At 69.7% G+C, this 18,851-nt stretch carries 16 protein-coding genes and 1 tRNA gene; 15 read left to right on the plus strand and 2 right to left on the minus strand.

Annotated features, from left to right (window positions below; translation table 11 throughout):
* The first annotated feature begins 79 nt into the window (after window positions 1–79).
* The 5 genes from ABZ193_RS09470 (at window position 80) to ABZ193_RS09490 (ending at window position 6,229) form a co-directional block, all read left to right on the plus strand.
* On the plus strand, window positions 80–901 hold the full coding sequence (locus ABZ193_RS09470) for a transporter substrate-binding domain-containing protein (RefSeq protein WP_020416354.1): 822 nt from the start codon (window positions 80–82) through the stop codon (window positions 899–901).
* Window positions 902–931: 30 nt separating this feature from the next.
* Window positions 932–1,741 carry an amino acid ABC transporter permease gene (locus ABZ193_RS09475; RefSeq protein WP_020416355.1) on the plus strand — a complete coding sequence of 270 codons (810 nt, stop codon included), beginning with the start codon at window positions 932–934 and terminating at the stop codon, window positions 1,739–1,741.
* Window positions 1,738–2,496, plus strand: a complete 759-nt coding sequence (locus ABZ193_RS09480; protein WP_020416356.1) for an amino acid ABC transporter ATP-binding protein — start codon at window positions 1,738–1,740, stop codon at window positions 2,494–2,496. Before ABZ193_RS09475 ends, ABZ193_RS09480 begins: the two co-directional genes overlap by 4 nt.
* A 72-nt stretch (window positions 2,497–2,568) precedes the next feature.
* A complete protein-coding gene (locus ABZ193_RS09485; protein WP_020416357.1) occupies window positions 2,569–3,822 on the plus strand; it encodes a hypothetical protein in 1,254 nt (417 codons plus the stop codon).
* A gap of 79 nt (window positions 3,823–3,901) precedes the next feature.
* Entirely contained in the window at window positions 3,902–6,229 is a 2,328-nt protein-coding gene (locus ABZ193_RS09490) for an oxidoreductase (protein WP_235716047.1), read from the plus strand.
* Window positions 6,230–6,272: 43 nt separating this feature from the next.
* Here the strand turns inward: ABZ193_RS09490 and ABZ193_RS09495 are convergent, their stop codons facing one another.
* Together ABZ193_RS09495 and ABZ193_RS09500 are read right to left on the minus strand one after the other, a co-directional pair.
* Complete coding sequence (locus ABZ193_RS09495) at window positions 6,273–7,658, minus strand: alkaline phosphatase family protein (RefSeq protein ID WP_354709531.1); 1,386 nt, start codon at window positions 7,656–7,658, stop codon at window positions 6,273–6,275.
* 401 nt (window positions 7,659–8,059) lie between these two features.
* A tRNA-Gly gene (locus ABZ193_RS09500) sits at window positions 8,060–8,132 on the minus strand.
* A 229-nt stretch (window positions 8,133–8,361) separates the two neighbouring features.
* On the opposite strand from ABZ193_RS09500, the gene ABZ193_RS09505 reads away from it, so the two are divergent.
* The 10 genes from ABZ193_RS09505 to ABZ193_RS09550 all read left to right on the plus strand — a co-directional run bounded on the left by ABZ193_RS09505 (window position 8,362) and on the right by ABZ193_RS09550 (window position 18,789).
* Window positions 8,362–9,798, plus strand: a complete 1,437-nt coding sequence (locus tag ABZ193_RS09505) for a sigma-70 family RNA polymerase sigma factor (RefSeq protein ID WP_354709532.1) — start codon at window positions 8,362–8,364, stop codon at window positions 9,796–9,798.
* Between the two features lie 85 nt (window positions 9,799–9,883).
* Window positions 9,884–10,324, plus strand: a complete 441-nt coding sequence (locus ABZ193_RS09510; RefSeq protein ID WP_020416361.1) for a hypothetical protein — start codon at window positions 9,884–9,886, stop codon at window positions 10,322–10,324.
* Between the two features lie 2 nt (window positions 10,325–10,326).
* On the plus strand, window positions 10,327–11,178 hold the full coding sequence (locus tag ABZ193_RS09515; RefSeq protein WP_020416362.1) for a DNA-formamidopyrimidine glycosylase family protein: 852 nt from the start codon (window positions 10,327–10,329) through the stop codon (window positions 11,176–11,178).
* Window positions 11,179–11,256: 78 nt separating this feature from the next.
* A complete protein-coding gene (locus tag ABZ193_RS09520) occupies window positions 11,257–12,540 on the plus strand; it encodes a histidine kinase (protein WP_354709567.1) in 1,284 nt (427 codons plus the stop codon).
* Window positions 12,537–13,388, plus strand: a complete 852-nt coding sequence (locus ABZ193_RS09525) for a S49 family peptidase (RefSeq protein WP_020416364.1) — start codon at window positions 12,537–12,539, stop codon at window positions 13,386–13,388. The genes ABZ193_RS09520 and ABZ193_RS09525 overlap by 4 nt, the downstream gene beginning before the upstream one ends.
* Before the next feature lie 49 nt (window positions 13,389–13,437).
* On the plus strand, window positions 13,438–14,262 hold the full coding sequence (locus ABZ193_RS09530; RefSeq protein ID WP_354709533.1) for a LytTR family DNA-binding domain-containing protein: 825 nt from the start codon (window positions 13,438–13,440) through the stop codon (window positions 14,260–14,262).
* Window positions 14,259–14,756 carry a hypothetical protein gene (locus tag ABZ193_RS09535; RefSeq protein ID WP_237337473.1) on the plus strand — a complete coding sequence of 166 codons (498 nt, stop codon included), beginning with the start codon at window positions 14,259–14,261 and terminating at the stop codon, window positions 14,754–14,756. Before ABZ193_RS09530 ends, ABZ193_RS09535 begins: the two co-directional genes overlap by 4 nt.
* Before the next feature lie 43 nt (window positions 14,757–14,799).
* Window positions 14,800–16,581: a cation acetate symporter gene (locus ABZ193_RS09540; RefSeq protein ID WP_237337474.1), complete on the plus strand. Its 1,782-nt coding sequence runs from the start codon at window positions 14,800–14,802 to the stop codon at window positions 16,579–16,581.
* Window positions 16,582–16,831: 250 nt separating this feature from the next.
* The gene (locus tag ABZ193_RS09545) at window positions 16,832–17,182 is read left to right on the plus strand and encodes a DUF485 domain-containing protein (RefSeq protein WP_020416367.1); all 351 of its coding nucleotides are present in this window, start codon (window positions 16,832–16,834) and stop codon (window positions 17,180–17,182) included.
* Entirely contained in the window at window positions 17,179–18,789 is a 1,611-nt protein-coding gene (locus ABZ193_RS09550; protein WP_020416368.1) for a cation acetate symporter, read from the plus strand. Before ABZ193_RS09545 ends, ABZ193_RS09550 begins: the two co-directional genes overlap by 4 nt.
* Window positions 18,790–18,851: the final 62 nt, after the last annotated feature.

Genomic DNA, 18,851 nt, shown 5'->3' on the forward strand with positions numbered 1-18,851 from the left:
ACCACTCGATGCTGTGCGTGACCGTCAACAAGTGGCAGGATGCGTGCACTCGATAAGTATGACCTACTAGGAGTAAACCGTGTCGCGTCGATCGTTACGCAATGCGCTTGTTCTGTCGGCCACGCTCGCCATCGCGGCGACCGCGACGGCCTGCGCGCAGGAGGTCAACACCGGCGGCGACACCCAGGCCGGCGGTGAGATCAGCCTCAAGGAGACCGGCTTCCTCACCACGTGCACGCACCTGCCGTACGCGCCGTTCCAGTTCACCGAGGGTGACAAGACCGTCGGGTTCGACGTGGACCTCGTGGACATGGTCGCGCAGAACCTCGGCGTGCAGCAGAAGATCTTCGACACCCCGTTCGAGGGCATCGAGTCCGGCGAGTCGCTCAACACCGGGCAGTGCGACGTCGCCGCCGCGGCGATGACGATCACCCCGGAGCGGCAGGCCGTGATGGACTTCTCGGTCGGCTACTTCGACGCCAACCAGGCGCTGCTGGTCAAGAAGGGCTCCGGCATCGACAGCCTGGAGAAGCTGCGCGGCAAGAAGCTCGGCGTCCAGCTCGGCACCACCGGTGAGGACTACGCAGAGGCGAACAAGGCCCAGTACGGCTACGAGATCGTCCAGTTCGAGGACCTCGCCCTGGAGCAGACCGCGGTCAAGACCGGCCAGGTCGACGCAGGCATCAACGACAACTCGGTGCACTACGAGTTCCTCAAGACCAACCCGGACGTCGAGGTGACGACCGAGTTCAAGACCGGTGACCAGTACGGCGTCGCCGTGCGCAAGGGCAACGGCGCGCTGCTGGCGAAGGTCAACGAGGTCATCAACGCCGCCAAGGCGGACGGCCGCTACGACGCCATCTACCAGAAGTGGTTCAACAAGCTGCCGGAAAGCAAGTAACCGGAAGCCACTTCTGCGAGGAGTTCCACCGTGGCGATGTCTCGCCGTAAACGCGCCCAGCTGTTCCGGGGCGCGCAGTACGCGCTGCTGGTGATCGTCATCCTGGTCGCGGCGTTCGTGGCCGACTGGGGCGAGATCCAGCGCGCGTTCTTCAACGTCGACGCGGCCCGCGCGCAGTTCCCCGGTGTCATCACGACGGCACTGGTCAACACCATCGTCTACACCGCGCTCGGGTTCGCGTTCGGGCTGGCCGTCGGTCTGGTGCTGGCCCTGATGAAGCTGTCGCCGGTCGGGCCGTACCGCTGGATCGCGACCGTCTACATCGAGTTCTTCCGCGGGGTCCCGGCGCTGCTGGTGTTCATCACGCTGGGCTTCGGTGCGCCGCTGGCGTTCGGGTTGAAGTTCGACATCTACTCGACCGTGATGCTGTCGCTCGGCCTGGTCGGCTCCGCCTACATCGCGGAGACGATCCGGGCCGGCATCCAGGCGGTGCCGGCGGGTCAGCGGGAGGCGGCGCGGTCGCTGGGCATGTCCCAGGGGCGGGCGATGATCTCGATCGTCATCCCGCAGGCGTTCCGCATCATCCTGCCGCCGCTGACCAACGAGCTGATCCTGCTCACCAAGGACTCGTCGCTGATCTACCTGCTGGGCCTGGCCCGCGACGAGTACGAGCTGACGAAGTTCGGCCGCGAGGGCCTGAACGCGACCGGGTCGCTGACGCCGATCCTGCTCGCCGGGCTGTGCTACCTGATCATCACGATCCCACTGGGCTACCTGTCCCGGTACCTGGAGCGGCGCACCGGGCGCAAGAGCCAGCGCGGACTGGAGGTCGAAGCGTGACCGGCGACGTGATCGTCCAGGTGTCCGGACTGCACAAGGCGTTCGGCAGGCTGGAGGTGCTCAAGGGCATCGACCTGGAGGTGCGGCGCGGGCAGGTGGTCTGCATCATCGGGCCGTCCGGCTCGGGCAAGTCGACGCTGCTGCGCTGCGTGAACCTGCTGGAGGAGCCCAACGAGGGCTCGGTCGTGGTGAACGGGTTCGAGATCACCGACCCGGACATCGACATCGACCGCGCGCGGCGGGGCATCGGCATGGTGTTCCAGTCGTTCAACCTGTTCAGCCACCTGTCGGTGCTGGACAACCTCACCATCGCGCAGCGCAAGGTCCTCAAGCGGGACAAGGCCGAGGCCGAGCGGATCGCGATGGAGAACCTGCGCAAGGTCGGGCTGACCGGCAAGGAGCGCTCGCTGCCCACGCAGCTCTCCGGCGGCCAGCAGCAGCGCGTCGCGATCGCGCGCGCGTTGTCCATGGACCCGGACGTGATGCTGTTCGACGAGCCGACGTCCGCCCTGGACCCGGAGCTGGTCGGCGACGTGCTCGCCGTGATGCGCCAGCTCGCCCGCGACGGCATGACGATGCTGGTGGTCACCCACGAGATGCAGTTCGCGCGTGAGGTGGCCGACGTGGTGCTGTTCATGGACGGTGGCGTAGTGGTCGAGCAGGGGCCGCCGTCCCAGGTGATCGCGGACCCGCAGCACGAGCGCACGCAGACGTTCCTGTCGCGCGTGCTGAACCCGGCCCACGTCGACGAGTAGTAGCGCGGGACCCCCCTCGTCCGCGACGATCGTCCGAGCCAGGTGGGCGATCGTCGCGGGGAGGGTGCCCGGATGCCGGTGTTGTACTTCGCGCACAGCTACCGCGAGCGGGACGCGCGCATCGTGGACTACTTCGGCCGTCTGATGCGCAGCGAAGGTCTGGTGCCCAGCCTCGATCCGCCATCGGACTCGGTGAACGGCGCGAAGCTGCAGCGCCATCTCAACGCCAGTGACGGGATGATCGCCGTGCTGAGCCGCCGCGAGGACGGCACGTCGCCGCACATCCTGTTCGAACTCGCGCTGGCGATGCGGGCCGGGTTCCCGGTGCTCGTCTTCATCGAGGACACCCTGCCGAACGACGTGGTATCGCCGCACGTTCCGCAGCAACGGTTCTCCTACCGGTCGTTCCTGCGCCAGGCCCCGGCGCACCGCCAGGCGTTGAGGTTCTTCAAGGCCTACCTGGCCTCGACGCCACCCGGCGGTTACGTGCCGCTCGGCCGCCGCCGTTCCTGCCTCATCGTCCAGTCCGCTCCGGAACCGTTGGTCGAGGCGACCGCGCGCTGGATAGCGCAGTACGCGGAGTACGAGGTGGGCGTCCTGGACCAGCGGACCGACGCACCGCCGTGGCGGCCGTTCGACGAGATCCGGTCCGCTTCCGTGCTGGTCACCTTCGCGTCCAGCGGGCAGCCCCGGGATCACCTGACCGGCTTCGCGACGGCCGCGGGCGTGCCGACGATCGAACTGACCGCCGATCCCGGCTACCGTCACCACCCGGCGATCCCCGACGAGTACCAGCCTCGGCTGGTGCGCGGGACGGAGGAGCTGCCCGGAGTCCTCGCCACCGAGTTCGAGCTCTTCGAGCAGGACTTCCTGGAGTTGACCGACCAGGACGCGGTCGACCGCTACGCGTCCTTCCTCGTCGATCTCGAGGGGGACTACGACTCGACGACCCGCGAGACCGCGATGGAGGTTGTGATGGGCGACAAGTACGAGGTCTCCGGCCAGACGGGCGCCGTGGGCCGGAACGCGCGCGCGAAGGACATGACGTTCCAGCAGGTCTGGCAGGGCGAAGGTGACCGCCTGGATCTTCCGCGGCTGGCCGGTGAACTGGAGATCCTCCGGTTGGAGCTGAAGCGCCAGGCGACGACGCGCGAGCACGACGCCGTCGTGGCCGAGATCGGTGCGGCCGCGGAGGCGGCCGAGCGCGGCGACGGCCCGGAGACCCTGAGCCGTCTGCAGCGGGCGGGCAAGTGGGCCCTCGGAGCGGCCACCGCGATCGGCACCGGAGTTGCTGCCGCGGCCATCAAGGTGGCGATAGGCTTCTAGCGCACCGGCCCGGGAACCCGCGGCGTCGCCTGTTCGTCGGAGCCTTGTGGGCAGGCGGGTGAAGGAGGGGGATTCACGGATGCCGGTAGGCCAGCCGGGTCAGGCGGAGCGGGAGTTGCCTGCCCTGGATCCCTTCCGCGGAGTGCCGGACCGGCGTTACCACCTCGCCGCGGAGGAGCTGCTCAGACCGTTGCTGGAGCCCGGCAGCGGCGGCCTGCTGCGCTGGCGCAAGCAGACCAGCAACGCCCCGATCGTCGCCGTGGAAAACGCTTACATCACCGGCCGGCTCGACCTGCGCGGGGCGGACCTGGACTGCCTGTTCCGCTTCGAGAACTGTCGCTTCGAGCACCCGCCGGACGTGCGCGAGGCCAAGATCCTCGGGCTGGTCTTCCGGCGCTGCTGGCTGCCCGGGCTCAAGGCCCGCAACCTGCGCAGCCGCAACGACGTCCGCCTCATCCGCTGCGTCGTGCAGGTCCTGCCGGGCAGCGACGACGGCGAGACCGCGGTGCAGCGCGGCGACACCCGCGAGCGCGGCGTGCCGGACGCCGCGATCAACCTGACCGACGCCGTCGTCGAAGGGTCGGTCGTCCTCACCCGCACGGCGGTCGACTACCCGCAGGGCCGCGCGATCCAGGCCGACCGGCTGATCATCGCCGGCGCCTTGCTGGCCTACCGCATGCAGACCGAGGGCGAGGTCCGGCTCCCCGGCATGCGCACCGGCGGCAACGTGAACTTCTCCGGCGCCAAGCTGCGCAACCCGGACGGCTTCGCGCTCGACGGGAACGGCGCGCACATCGGCGGCAGCCTGCTGTGCGAGGTCGACAACTACGGCGCGGCCAGCACGCGGCAGCCGTTCTCCGCGCACGGTGTGCTGCACCTGCCGAGCATGCGCGTCAACGGCGACATCGTGCTGCGCGCCGCCGAGCTGCAGAGCGAGCAGCAGGGCCGGATCGTCGTCGAGGCGTGGAAGTCGAGCGACCCGTACGTCGACCCGTGGCCGGCGCTGGTCGGCGACCGGTGGCAGGTGGACGGCAACGTCGAGCTGTCCGACGGGCTGTCCGCGGTCGGCACGCTGCGCATGATCAACGCGAAGATCGGCGGCACCCTGCGCCTGGCCCGCGCGCGCATCACGGTGCCGCGCGGTTCGGTCGAGCCGTACTACGACCGCGCGCTGCACCTGGACGGCTCGCAGATCAGCAGCGATCTGGAGGCGACCGGCCTGGAGATCCCGTCCGGCCAGCTGCGGATGGCCGACGTGACGGTCCGCGGGAACCTGCTCGCCGGGCGGGTGCGCCTGCGGCACGCGGAACGCGACGTCCTGTCCGCCCGCCGGATGACGGTGGCGGGCAACTTCCACCTGCACGAGGCGACCATCGAGGGCACGCTGCGGCTGCAGGGCGTCGAGGTCGGCGGCAGCGTGTACCTCTACGGCACCGACGTCACCAAGCCGGCGGTGCGCAACCGGACCAGCTTCTCGGTGGACCTGCGCACGGTGAAGGTGGGCCGCGACATCACGCTCACCAGCGCCGGCGAGCAGCCGTTCCACGCCGAGGGCGGCGTCAACATGGACGGCGCCACCGCGGGCCGCCGCATCGACTTCACCGGCGCGGTGCTGGGCTCGTACAACAAGCACGCGATCGCGCTGGACGCCAGCGACGTGGGGGCGGACGAGTTCCTGCTCAACTTCGCCGAGCCCGCCACCGGCAGCATCGTGCTGCGGCACGCGCACTGCCAGACGCTGGAGGACAACGACAACTTCTGGCAGGCCGAGGGCGGCATCGAGCTGGAGGACTTCCGCTACGACGTCCTCAAGCGCCCGATCGACATGAAGGACGACGCCGCGGTGCGGGACCGCATCGAGCGGCTGCGCACCGCGATGGCCGGGTACCGGCCGGGCCCCTACGACCAGCTCGCCGCGATGCTGCGCAACAGCGGCAACGAGGAGCACGCGTCGACGGTGCTGTTCAAGAAGCAGCAGTACCGCTACGAGGCGCTCGCCCAGGGCTACCGGGTGCTCGGGCCTGGTGTGCGGTTGTGGAGCTGGCTGCAGCGGTGGATGGTCGGTTACGGCTACCGCCCGGTGCGGGCGCTGGCCTGGCTGATCGCGCTGCTGGCCGCGGGCAGCGTCTACTTCGGCACGGGCACCGACTCGTGTGTGAACGACCCGGTGCGGTACATGGTGAGCGGCCCGCGGTGCGCGGTCGACCAGCAGGAGACGGGCCTGGAGTGGAACCCGGTGCTGTACACGCTGGACCTGCTGGTGCCGATCGTCGACTTCGGCAACAAGGGCCGCTGGTACATGCACGACCTGGACAAGTGGGTGTCGAACGGGTTCACCGCGATGGGCTGGGTACTGGCGACGACCGTCGCGGCCGGCGCCGGCCGCATGATCCGCCGGGAGACCTGAGGGCCGCCGGAGCGGCCCCCAGGCCCGGGTTCAGTGGCAGAGTTCAGTGGCGGGGCAGCCGGGGCCGGTGGCCCTTCTCCTGGGTGGGCGGTTCGCTGACCGTCGGCGGCATCGCCGGGGCGGGCAGGTTCGCCGCCTCGTACCGGGACAGCGTCAGCGGCCCGCTCGTGTCCGGCAGCGTCGGCGGTTTCGTCCCGCCCTCGTGGAACCGGAACGCGGAGGTGAGGTCGCCGAAGGTGGACCGCCGCCACGCGGAGATGTTGGGTTCCGCGACGCCGGTGACGCGTTCGAGGAGCCGCAGCTGGGAGGTGTGGTCGAAGTTCTCGCTGCACACCCAGCCGCCCGCGGTCCACGGCGACACGATGATGCACGGCACGCGGAAGCCGCCGCCGATCCACAGCCCGTTGCCCTTGGTGCCGCCGGGTGAGGTGCCGGTGACGAACTCGCCGGGGGTGCCCGCGGGCGGGATGGGCGGGACGACGTGGTCGAAGAGGCCGTCGTTCTCGTCGTAGCTGAGGATGAACACGGTCTTGGCCCACACGTCCGGGTTGGCCGCGATGGCGTCGATCTTGCTGGCGACGAACGCGGCGCCGTCGGCCGGTGTGTAGTCGGGGTGCTCGGACTGGGTGCTGGTGGTGATGATCCAGGAGACGGTCGGCAGTTTGTCGTTGCGCGCGTCGTACTCGAACTGGCCTTCGTCGGTGAGGCCGTTGACGGCGAGTTCGGAGTCCGGCGCGGCGTTGCGGAAGGCCGCGAAGTTCTCCAGCATGTTGCAGCCGTAGGTGTCGTCCTGTTCGTAGACCTTCCAGCTGATGCCGGCTTCGGTGAGCCGTTCGGCGTAGGTCTTCCAGGTGTAGCCGCCAGCCGGGGCCTTGTTGTCGAGGATCGGCCCGCCGTGTTCGCCGTCGGGGTCGATGGTGCCGGTCATCCACATCATGCGGTTGGGCCAGGTGGGGCCGAGCACGGAGCAGAAGTAGCTGTCGCAGATGGTGAACGCCTCGGCGAGGGCGAACTGGAAGGGCAGGTCGGCGCGGGTGTGGTAGCCCATGACGTAGGGCCCGTTCTTGCCGTCGGCCTTGCGGTGGGCAGGCAGCCAGTTGTCCATCTTGCCGCCGTTGAGCGAGTCGTGCTGGACCTGCCAGGCGTGTGAGGTGGACGGGATCTTCTGGGCGTTGGTCGCGTGCGTGTCGAGGTGGAACGGCAGCGCGTAGCCCGCCGGGTTCTGCGCGTCGGGCTGGTAGAACACCGACCGCCCGGACGGCAGCCGCACCGCGTCCGGGTCGTCGAACCCGCGGACGCCGGAGAGGGTGCCGAAGTAGTGGTCGAACGAGCGGTTCTCCTGCATGAGCAGGACGACGTGCTCGATGTCCCGCAGGGATGCGCGTTTCGGCGCTTCCTGGGCCAGCGCCCGTTGCACGTTGGGCGGCATCAACGCCGAGGCCGCCGCCGCAGCCCCAGCCCCCAAGACCCGCCGCCGAGTGACTCCAGACAAGAAAACCTCCAGTGGACGAGAAACCCCACCCACCCTGACCCCAGCCACCCACACGATCAGGTGAATCTTGGGAACGGCAGCCGAACACTGGCCAAAAACCAACAAAGACCCCGACAAACAAGAAAAACCGCAGCTCAAACCACGCGAAGGCGACGACCGCACCGATCCGGCGCCGGGAGGGGTTCAGGGGACGGCACTGGCGAGATCCGCACGATCCGGCGCCGGGAGGGGGTCCAGGGGGCGAAGCCCTCCTGGCGGGGGTTTGGGGGTCGACCCCCAATGCAATGGCGAGTAGCCCCGGCGAAGCGCAAAGCGCGAGCAGGGGTCGGCCAGCTACGAGCGGACGACGGGATTCGAACCCGCGACCCTCACCTTGGCAAGGTGATGCGCTACCAGCTGCGCTACGTCCGCGTGCCCCGGGTCAACCGGTGCGATGGACAGTCTATACGGGCGCGATTCGCCGGGTTGACGGGGTGGCCATTTTGGGGTGATCTTGGGTGGCTGCGAGGTGTGCGTCGCCCTGTCGGAGGGAACTCGGTCACTCCGGGAGTACAAGGGGTGACGGCGAGCGTTTCGCTCCGTATGGTGTCTCCATTCAACCGAACGGGTTAGTCCCGCGGGGGAGGAGGTGGCTGGCCGCATGACGGACGACGCGGCGGTGCCGGAACAGCGCATGGCATCGGAGGACGAGCAGGCTCTGTTGAGCAGGCTGCGTTCCGGTGAGGATGCCGCGTTCCGCGAGTTGTTCGAGCTGCACGCTTCCGCCGTCCGCAGGCTGGCCCGCAGTCTGGCCGCCGATTCGTCCGAGGCGGAGGACATCACCGCCGAGACGTTCTTCCGCGTGTTGCAGGCGTTGCGCCGCGGGAACGGCCCGAAGGAGCACATCCGCGCGTACTTGCTGACGGTGGCGCGCCGGGTGTCGTGGGAGTGGCACGGCGCGCGCCGCGATGTGCCGGTCACCGACGACGAGCTGACGCACCGCGCGGGGGCCGGCGCGGACGCGCACGCCCGCACCGCGGAGCACAGCTTGATCACCACCGCTTTCACCAGCTTGCCGGAGCGCTGGCGGACCGTGTTGTGGCAGACCGAGGTCGAGGGTGAGCAGCCGGCGGTGGTGGCTCCGCACTTCGGGTTGAGCGCGAACGCGACGGCGGCGCTGGCGCGGCGGGCCCGGCAGGGCCTGCGTGCCGCGTACCTGCAGGCGCACCTGGCGATGAACCGGATTTCCGACGTCAGCTGCCGCGGGGTCATCGAGAAGCTCGGCGGCTACACCGCGGGCAGCGTCACCGGTGCGGAGGCGCGGCGGATCCGCGGTCACCTGCTGGGGTGCGCGTCCTGCCGGGCGATGCACGCGGAGCTGCGGGACGTCTGCTCGTCGCTGCGGGCGCACGCCGGTGCGGTGGCGTTGCTGGTGCCGGCCACCGCCGTCGCCGCGGGCACGGCCGCCAGTGGCGGTGCGACGTCGGGTGTGCTGACCACGTTGAAGACCGTGCTGGTGTCGAAGCTGAAGATCGGCGTGGCGCTGGCGTCGACCACGGCCGCGGGTGTGGTCGGGTTCGCGGTGGGCCCGGCGATGGTCGACGATTCGCAGCCGATCGGCCTGCCCGAGCAGGGCGGGGTCGAGTTGCGGATCGCGGAGCCGGAGTCGCGGCTGAGTTCGCCGCCGCAGGTGCTGATCGCGCCCGACGAGGTGACGCTGCCCTACCCTGGCGCGCCGTTGCCGAGCACGGTCGTGGAGAAGTCGCAGCCGCCCGCGAAGTCGATCGAGCCGGCCGGGCCGCCCGCGCGGCAGCAGCCGCAGACCGACGGTTCGAGCACCGGTGGCGAGCGGTCGGACCAGGTCGAGCCGACGCAGTCGTCGTCCCGCGGCAGTGCGCGCGACGACCTGCCGACCACGGACGCCACGCCGTACGAGAGCGAGGACTCGCCGACCCGGGACAAGCCGGGCAAGGGCTGGGGCCGGGACAAGGACAAGCCGACGCAGGCCGAGTCGCACGGGCCGCCGTCGTGGTCCGCGCCGTGGTGGCTGTGGCGGGACCGGGATCACGGGCACTCCGGCCGGGGGTCATCCGAGTAGTCGATCTCCGTCCGCGTCTCGCGCGGCGGGCCGCGGCCACGCTACGGTTGGACGGGCGAACGACCGTGGCGGGAGGCAGCGAAAGATGAACCGCGTGGTGCGGGGAGGCGACGGCCGCGAGTGGGTCGTCCGGGCGCAGATGGAATGGCGCCGCCCGGCAACCGCCGAGGACTTCGAGCGGGACATCTCCGGCAGCTACACCTCGGGCATCGCGATGCTCGCCGTGTGCGTGCTGCTGGCCGTCATCCTCGTCGCCTGGCTGCCCGACACCGTCGTGGTGCCGCCGTGGGTGATCTACGGCCTGCTGCTGATCGCGGTGTTCTTCCCGCTGCGGTGGGTGCTGAACCGGCCGTGGACGGTCGTCGCGGAGACCGACGGCGGCGTCACCGGCGAGCCGCCGCCCGAGCGCTGGGTCGGGATCATCTCCGGCATGTTCCGCGTGCGCAGCGAGCTGACCAGGCTCGCGAAGACCATCCAGCGGGAGGCGGGCCCGGACTTCGAGGGCCCGCTGCGGCCGATGGAGTAGCGATGCCGGAGTTGCCCGAGGTCGAAGCGCTGGCGTACCACCTGCGTGAGCACGCGGTGGGGCGGCTGGTCAGCCGCGTCGACGTGGCGTCGCTGGCGGTGCTGAAGACGTTCGACCCGCCCTACACCGACCTGCACGGGCGCGAGGTGACGGGGGCGGGCCGGTTCGGCAAGCACCTCGACCTCGACTGCGACGGCCTGCACCTGGTGGTGCACCTGGCGCGCGCCGGCTGGCTGCGGTGGGCGGACAACCTCTCGCCCGCGCCGCCGAAACCGGGCAAGGGCCCGATCGCGCTGCGCGTCCACTTCGGAGACCGCGGCTTCGACCTGACCGAGGCGGGCACGAAGAAGGGCCTCGCGGTGTGGGTGGTGCGGGACCCGCAGGAGGTGCCCAGCATCGCCCGGCTCGGCCCGGACGCCCTGTCGCTGCACCGGGATTCGCTGGCCGAGCTGCTGGCGGGCCGCACCGAGCGGCTCAAGTGGGCGCTGACGGACCAGTCGCTGATCGCGGGCATCGGCAACGCCTACTCGGACGAGATCCTGCACGCCGCGCGGCTGTCCCCGTTCGCGACCGCGGGCAAGCTGTCCGACGACGCGCTGGACCGGCTCGCCGAGGCGGTGCACCAGATCCTGACGAGCGCGGTGGAGCGCTCGGTGGGCCAGGACGCCGCCCGCCTCAAGGGCGAGAAGCGGTCCGGCCTCCGGGTGCACGCGCGGACCGGCTTGCCCTGCCCGGTGTGCGGGGACACGGTGCGTGAGGTTTCCTTCGCCGACAAGTCCTTCCAGTACTGCCCGACCTGCCAGACGGGCGGCAAGCCGCTCGCGGACCGTCGCCTGTCGCGCCTGCTCAAGTAGCGCCTCACCCCGCAGGGTGGCGAAGTCAGCACAGAAAGTGCGCTGAAGAGCTTGCACCTTGCGTCACGAGCGCAGAGCATTGACGCCGTGTCCGGTCTGCCGATCTCGCAAATCATCCCGTGGAGCGTGTCGGGTGTGCTGCTGATCGTCCTGATCGTCGTGCTGGCGCGGACCCGCAAGCCGAGCAGCTCGATCGAGGACGCGGTTCTGGAAGCCGTCTACCACATGTCCCGCGCGACACCGGACCTCCGCGAGGGCTTCGACCAGGCCAGCGCCGACCGGATCACCTCGCAGCTGCTCGAACTGCTCAAGTGCGTCGCCGTCGGCATCACCGACAACGAGGGCACCCTGGTGTCCTGGGACGGCGAGGCCAACGACCACTACCTCGACCTCAGCAGCGCCGTGATGATGTCCATCCGCAAGGCCCGCCGTGAGGTCGTCTCGCACGACGACGTCCCGTGCGACCACCGCGGCACCTGCAAGATGAAGACCGCGGTGATCGTGCCGCTGCTCGTCGAGGACGAGGTCGAGGCGGCGCTCATCGTGGTGGGCCGCAGCTCCGGCAAGCGCCTGATCCAGATGGCCGACGCGGTCGCGCAGTTCGTCACCACCCAGTTCGAGCTGGCCCGCTTCGAGGAGTCCAAGCACCAGTTGCAGCAGGCCGAGATCAAGGCGCTGCGCGCGCAGATCTCGCCGCACTTCATCTACAACGCGCTCAACACGATCTCCGCGCTCATCCGGACCGACCCGGAGGAGGCGCGCGAGCTGCTGCAGGAGTTCGCGGACTTCACGCGCTACTCGTTCCGCACCTCCGGCATGTTCACCACGCTCGCCGACGAGCTGCGCAACATCGACCGCTACCTGACGATCGAACGGGCCCGGTTCGGCGGCCGCCTCGAGGTCCGGCTGAAGATCGCGCCCGAGGTGCTGTCGGTCGTGGTGCCGTTCCTGATCATCCAGCCGCTCGTGGAGAACGCGGTGCAGCACGGCCTGGCGAACAAGCCGACCGGCGGCATGGTCACCGTCACCGCCTCCGACTACGGCACCGAGGCGTTGATCAGCGTCGAGGACGACGGCATCGGCATGGACCCGGCGCGGCTGGCCGACCTGCGCAACTCGCACCGCACCGGCGCGCACGTCGGGCTGGGCAACATCAACGCGCGCATGCGGCAGCTGTTCGGCGACGAGTACGCGCTGATGGTCGAGACCGCGCCGGGCGCCGGGATGAAGGTGACGCTCCGGGTGCCGAAGTTCGCGCCCGGCGTGCGCACCGACCTGCCGGACTACGCGGAAGCCCCGCCGGAGCCCGCCCGCAACGGCCGTCTGCACAAACCGGACGGAGTCCGTAACCTGGCGCCATGACCAGCGTGACGGACAGGCTGAGCAGCAGGATTTCGCGCATCGGCGACCGGGGCGACCGCAAGGACGTGGTGGCCGTCGTCAAGCTGCACGGGGTGATCACGCCGACGCCCTCGCCGCTCGCGCGCGGCACCATCAACCTCGCGGCCGTCGAGTCCGCGCTGACCCGCGCGTTCGACCACGACCGGCTCAAGGCGGTCGCGTTGCAGATCAACTCGCCGGGCGGCGCGCCGACCCAGTCCGGGCTGGTCGCGGAGCGGATCCGCCAGCTCGCCGCGAAGAAGCCGGGCGTGCCGGTGATCGCGTTCTGCGAGGACGTCGCGGCCTCCGGCGGTTACTGGCTGGCGTGCGCGGCGGACGAGATCTACGCGCACCGCACGTCGATGGTCGGTTCCATCGGCGTGATCAGCGGCGGGTTCGGGTTCACCGGTCTGCTGGAGCGCTTCGGCATCGAGCGGCGCGTGCACACCGCGGGTGAGAACAAGAAGCGGCTCGACCCGTTCGCTCCGGAGAAGCCGGAGGACGTCGAGTGGCTGAAGAAGATGCACGCACAGTTGCACGAGATGTTCGTGGAGTGGGTGAAGGAACGCCGCGGCGACCGGCTCGCCGACACCGAGGAGCTGTTCACGGGTGACGTCTGGCTCGGCGCGAAGGCCGTCGAGCTGGGCCTGGTCGACGGCATCGGCAACCTGCGGGAGGTCGTCGAGCAGCGCTGGCCGGACGCCGAGATCACGATCGCCGAGCCGAAGAAGCCGCTGCTGGCCCGGCTCGGCATCGGCGCGCCGGCAGCCGCCCAGGCGCTCCTGGACGCGGTCGCACAGCGAGTTGCTTGGTCACGCTACGGGATTTGAAAGCGCTCGCCCGCTCGCGGTATGGACATCACAACCTGCAATAGGCAGGATGCGAGTCACTGTGAGTGTGCAACAAGACACCAGAAGACTGCTCGTCCTCGCGGTGGACGACGAGCCACACGGGTTGAACCTGCTGGTCGACACGCTGCGGGGCAACCCGCACATCGGTCGCGTGTTCACCGCGGTCGACGCCTCCGAGGCGCTGCGCGTGCTGGCCTCGGAGGACCCGGAGGTGCGTGAGCGCAAGGAGCGGGGCCTGCCGCCGATCGACGCGGTGTTCGCCGACCTCCAGATGCCCGGCCTGTCCGGCATGGAGATGGCGCGCGTGTTCTCCGCGATGAGCCCCGCGCCGGTGCTGGTGTTCGTCACCGGGCACGCGCACGAGGCCGTCAACGCGTTCGACCTGGGCGCGGTGGACTACCTGCTCAAGCCGTGCAACCAGCACCGGCTGGACCGGGCGGTCGAGCGGGTGCTGGAGAAGCTGAAGACGGTGGCCCCGCCAGGGCCGGGCGCGGCCGCGCCCGCCGCGCCGGACGACGACGAGGTGATCCCGGTCGAGCTCGCCGGGACCACGAAGCTCGTGCCGCGCTCGTCGGTGCGCTGGGTCGAGGCGCAGGGCGACTACGCCCGCCTGTTCACCAAGGACGGCAACAGCCACCTGGTCCGCATCCCGCTGACCCAGCTCGAGGAGCGCTGGGAGAAGGCCGGGTTCGTGCGGATCCACCGGTCGTTCCTGGTCGCGTTGAACCTGATCACCGAGCTGCGCATGGGGCAGGGCGGCTACCAGGTCGTGATCGGCAACGAGGAGAAGCTGCTCCCGGTCTCCCGGCGGCACACCCGTGAGCTCAAGGACCGACTCACGGGTGGTCGATGACCGAGGACTTCTACCGTCGGGCCGACGGGGTGCGTGAGCCGGACCCGACGCTGGGCAAGAACTACCAGCCGGCGTCGGTGGAGCCGATCCCGCCCGCGCCGCCGCCCGAGGCGCCGCCCGAGCCGGCGAAACCGCCGAAGCGGCAGCGGGTGGTGCTGGCGGATCCGCGTTCCCGCAAGACGACGCCGACGCTGCGCGCGCGCCTGGAGCTGGAGCAGCAGACCAGCTGGGGCGAGCTGCTGATCCGCGACCTGGTCAAGCACCAGCTGCGCACCGCGCTCGGGTTGAGCGCGCTGGTGCTGGTGCTGCTCGGCGCGCTGCCGCTGGCCTTCTACCTGTGGCCGGGGTTCGCCGCGCTGCGCGTGGTCGGCGTGCCGCTGGCGTGGTTGCTGCTGGGGCTGTTGCCGTTCCCGTTGCTGCTGCTCGCGGGCCTGGCCTACAACCGGCTGGCCGAGCGGCACGAGCGGGACTTCGTGGACATGATCGAGTCGTGACCGGCCCGCGGAGCCGGAGCCGGGGCAGGGGACAATCCGGATCGTGCAGCTGAACCCGTGGGCGCTGAGCGGCATCGCGACCGTCGCCGTGCTGACCTTCTACCTGGGTCACCGCTCGTCCCGGTTCGCCAACACCACGCACGACTTCCTGGTCGCGCGCCGCACGGTGCGGTCGCGCCGCAACGCCGCCGCCATTTCCGGTGAGTACCTCTCCGCCGCGTCGTTCCTCGGCATCGCCGGGATCATCCTGAAGGACGGCGCCGACGGGTTGTGGTTCCCGATCGGCTTCACCGCCGGCTACCTGGCGCTGATGCTGTTCGTCGCCGCGCCGCTGCGCCGCTCGGGCGCCTACACGCTGCCGGACTTCCTGGAGGCGCGGCTGGAGTCGGTCGCGCTGCGCCGGTGCGGCACCGCGTTCGTGGTGTTCATCGGGATCCTCTACCTGGTCCCGCAGCTGCAGGGCGCCGGGCTGGCGCTGACGACGGTGCTGAACGTGCCGGGCTGGGTCGGCGCGGTGACGGTCACCGTGCTGGTCGGTGTGAACGTGATGGCCGGCGGCATGCGCGCGATCACCGTGGTGCAGGCGTTCCAGTACTGGCTGAAGCTGTTCGCGATCGCGCTGCCCGCGTTCGTGCTGTGCGCGGTGTTCCTGGCAGGCGGCAAGCCGGGGCCCGCCGGTTCGCTGGGGTCGCCCGCGCCGCCGGTGTTCGCCGCGCAGACCACTGTGGACATCCGCACCGACGTCGCCTTCGAGGTCGGCACGCTGACGCAGGTCGTGATCGAGCACCCGGGCGACCCGGCGCCGCACGACGAGATCTGGGTGCAGGGCTCGACGCAGGAGCTGCCGCAGGGCACCCGCGTGTGGTTCGCGGCGGGCACCCCGGTCCCGACGGTGAGCGACGCGGAGGTCACCAATTCCGACTGGCTGCACCCCGGCTCCGAGGGCGTGCGGGACCTGCTGCAGACGTATTCGCTGATCTTCGCGACGTTCCTCGGCACGATGGGCCTGCCGCACGTGCTGGTCCGCTTCTACACCAACCCGGACGGCCGGGCGGCGCGCCGGACCACGGTGCACGTCCTGTTGCTCCTCGGGCTGTTCTACCTGTTCCCGACGATCCTCGGGGCGCTGTCCCGGATGTACGTGCCGGAGCTGCTGGTGACGGGCCAGACGGACGCCGCGGTGCTGCGGCTGCCGTCGGCGATGGTGCCGGGGGTGGCCGGGCAGGTGCTGGGGGCGGTCGTGCTGGCCGGGGCGTTCGCGGCGTTCCTGTCCACGTCGTCGGGGTTGCTGGTGAGCCTCGCGGGTGTGGTGTCGACGGACCTGTCGAAGGGCCGGGTGCTGGACTTCCGGATCGCCGCGGGTGTGGTCGCGCTGGTGCCGCTGGCGCTCGCGCTGCTCCTGCGGCCGAACGACCTGTCACTGAGCGTCGGGATGTCGTTCGCGCTGGCCGCGTCGACGTTCTCGCCATTGCTGCTGCTCGGCGTGTGGTGGCGCGGCCTGACCTGGCCGGGCGCGATGGCGGGCATGATCATCGGCGGTGGGCTGGTGCTCGGTGCGCTGGTGGTGGACCTGGTCAGCCGGTTCACCGGGGGCTGGGCGCCGTGGTTCGCCGACCAGCCCGCGTTGATCACGGTGCCGGTCGCGTTCGCGGTGACGATCCTGGTCAGCCTGGCCACGCCGAACGGCAAGCCTGCCGACGTGAACGCCGTGATGCTGCGGCTGCACGCCCCGGACCGGCTCGGGTTCATGCGCGATCGGGCGGTCGCGCGGTTCGGGCAGGCCGAAGAGCGTACCCGGATGGGACGCGGCCGACACCGCAAGTGACCCCGGTTCTCACCCGGGCGACTTTCACTCCATTGGCGGTTTCGTTTACCGTCGGTTGACATTTCGGCAAATCTTGCCCGTTTGGTGATTCGCGAAATGGACATTCCTACGTCTAACCGGCGAAAGATCGTCAACTCTCCGTAAGATCATTCACTCGAAAGGATTAACAACAAGACTCACGTTTCGCGGCAAGATCTACCCGCATCACACGACCGGAAGAGGTTGAGACCATGCACAGGGAGGTTGTCCCGTGAGCACCAGCGACCAGGACCTCGTCGACGAGACGGGTCCGGGTGACAACTGGCAGAAGGTGCAGGCGAGCCCCGAGTTCGCCGAGCTCCGCAAGAGGTTGCGGACCTTCGTCTTCCCGATGACCGTCCTCTTCCTCGTCTGGTACCTCGTCTACGTCCTGCTCGCCGACTACGCCCACGGCTTCATGTCGACGAAGCTGATCGGCAACTTCAACGTCGGCCTGCTCATCGGCCTGCTGCAGTTCGTGTCGACGTTCCTCATCACCGGGCTCTACGTGCGGTACGCGAACCGCAAGCTGGACCCGATCGCCGACAAGATCCGCGGTGAGATCGAAGGAGACGCGCAGTGAGGAACCTGGCGCAGGGCGTCGAAGGCAGCAACCCGACGCTGAACATCATCATCTTCGCGATCTTCGTCGCGATCACCCTCGTGATCGTGTTCCGCGCCAGCCGCAACACGAAGACCGCCTCCGACTACTACGCGGCGGGCCGCTCGTTCACCGGTCCGCAGAACGGCATCGCGATCTCGGGCGACTACCTGTCCGCGGCGTCGTTCCTCGGCATCGCGGGCGCGATCGCGGTCAACGGCTACGACGGGTTCCTCTACTCCATCGGGTTCCTCGTCGCGTGGCTGGTCGCGCTGCTCCTGGTCGCCGAGCTGCTGCGCAACACCGGCAAGTTCACGCTCGGCGACGTGGTCGCGTTCCGGATGCGGCAGCGGCCGATCCGGGCCGCGGCGGCGGTGTCCACCCTCGCGGTGTCGTTCTTCTACCTGCTCGCGCAGATGGCGGGTGCCGGCGGCCTGGTCAACCTGCTCCTCGGCATCAAGAGCGACTGGGGCCAGAACGCCGTCATCGCGATCGTCGGCATCCTGATGATCGTCTACGTGCTCATCGGCGGCATGAAGGGCACCACCTGGGTACAGATCATCAAGGCCGTCCTGCTGATCCTCGGCGCGCTGGCGATGACGCTGTGGGTGCTGGGCAAGTTCGGCTTCAACCTGTCGAACCTGCTGCAGGGTGCGGTCGAACGCGGCGGCGCGACCGGTGACGCCCTGCTCAACCCGGGCAAGCAGTACGGCAAGACCGAGACCAGCAAGCTGGACTTCCTGTCGCTGGGCATCGCGCTGGTGCTGGGCACCGCGGGCCTGCCGCACGTGCTGATGCGCTTCTACACGGTGCCCACCGCGAAGGACGCGCGGAAGTCGGTCGTCTGGGCGATCGTCCTGATCGGCATCTTCTACCTGTTCACCCTGGTGCTGGGCTACGGCGCCGGTGCGCTCGTGGGCCCGCAGACGATCAACTCGGCGCCGGGCACGACCAACTCGGCGGCGCCGCTGCTCGCGCTCGAACTGGGCGGGCCGATCCTGCTCGGGTTCATCTCCGCGGTGGCCTTCGCGACCATCCTCGCCGTGGTGGCCGGCCTGACGATCACCGCGTCGGCGTCGTTCGCGCACGACGTGTACGCCAACGTGATCAAGAAGGGCCAGGTCGACAGCAAGCAGGTCGAGGTGCGGGTCGCCCGGATCACCGCGCTGGTGATCGGCGCGCTCGCGATCGTCGGCGGCATCCTGGCGAAGAACCAGAACGTGGCCTTCTTGGTCGCGCTGGCGTTCGCGGTGGCGGCCTCGGCGAACCTGCCGACCCTGCTGTACTCGCTGTTCTGGAAGCGGTTCAACACCCAGGGCGCGCTGTGGAGCATGTACGGCGGCCTGATCATCTGCATCGTGCTGATCGTCTTCTCGCCGGCGGTGTCCGGCGGGTCGAAGCCGATGATCAAGGGTGTGGACTTCCACTGGTTCCCGCTGGAGAACCCCGGCCTGGTGTCCATCCCGGCGTCGTTCCTGCTGGGCTTCCTCGGCACGGTCCTGTCGAAGGAGCGCAACGAGAAGAAGTACGCCGAGATGGAGGTGCGCGCGCTGACCGGCGCACACGCCGAGAAGGCCACCGCGCACTGACCTGACGGACGGCGGAAAGGGCCACTCCCGCGACGGGGGTGGCCCTTTTTCGGGCTCACGTG

This window comes from Amycolatopsis sp. NPDC006125 (assembly GCF_040614195.1).
GTDB classification, from domain to species: Bacteria; Actinomycetota; Actinomycetes; order Mycobacteriales; family Pseudonocardiaceae; genus Amycolatopsis_E; species Amycolatopsis_E tucumanensis.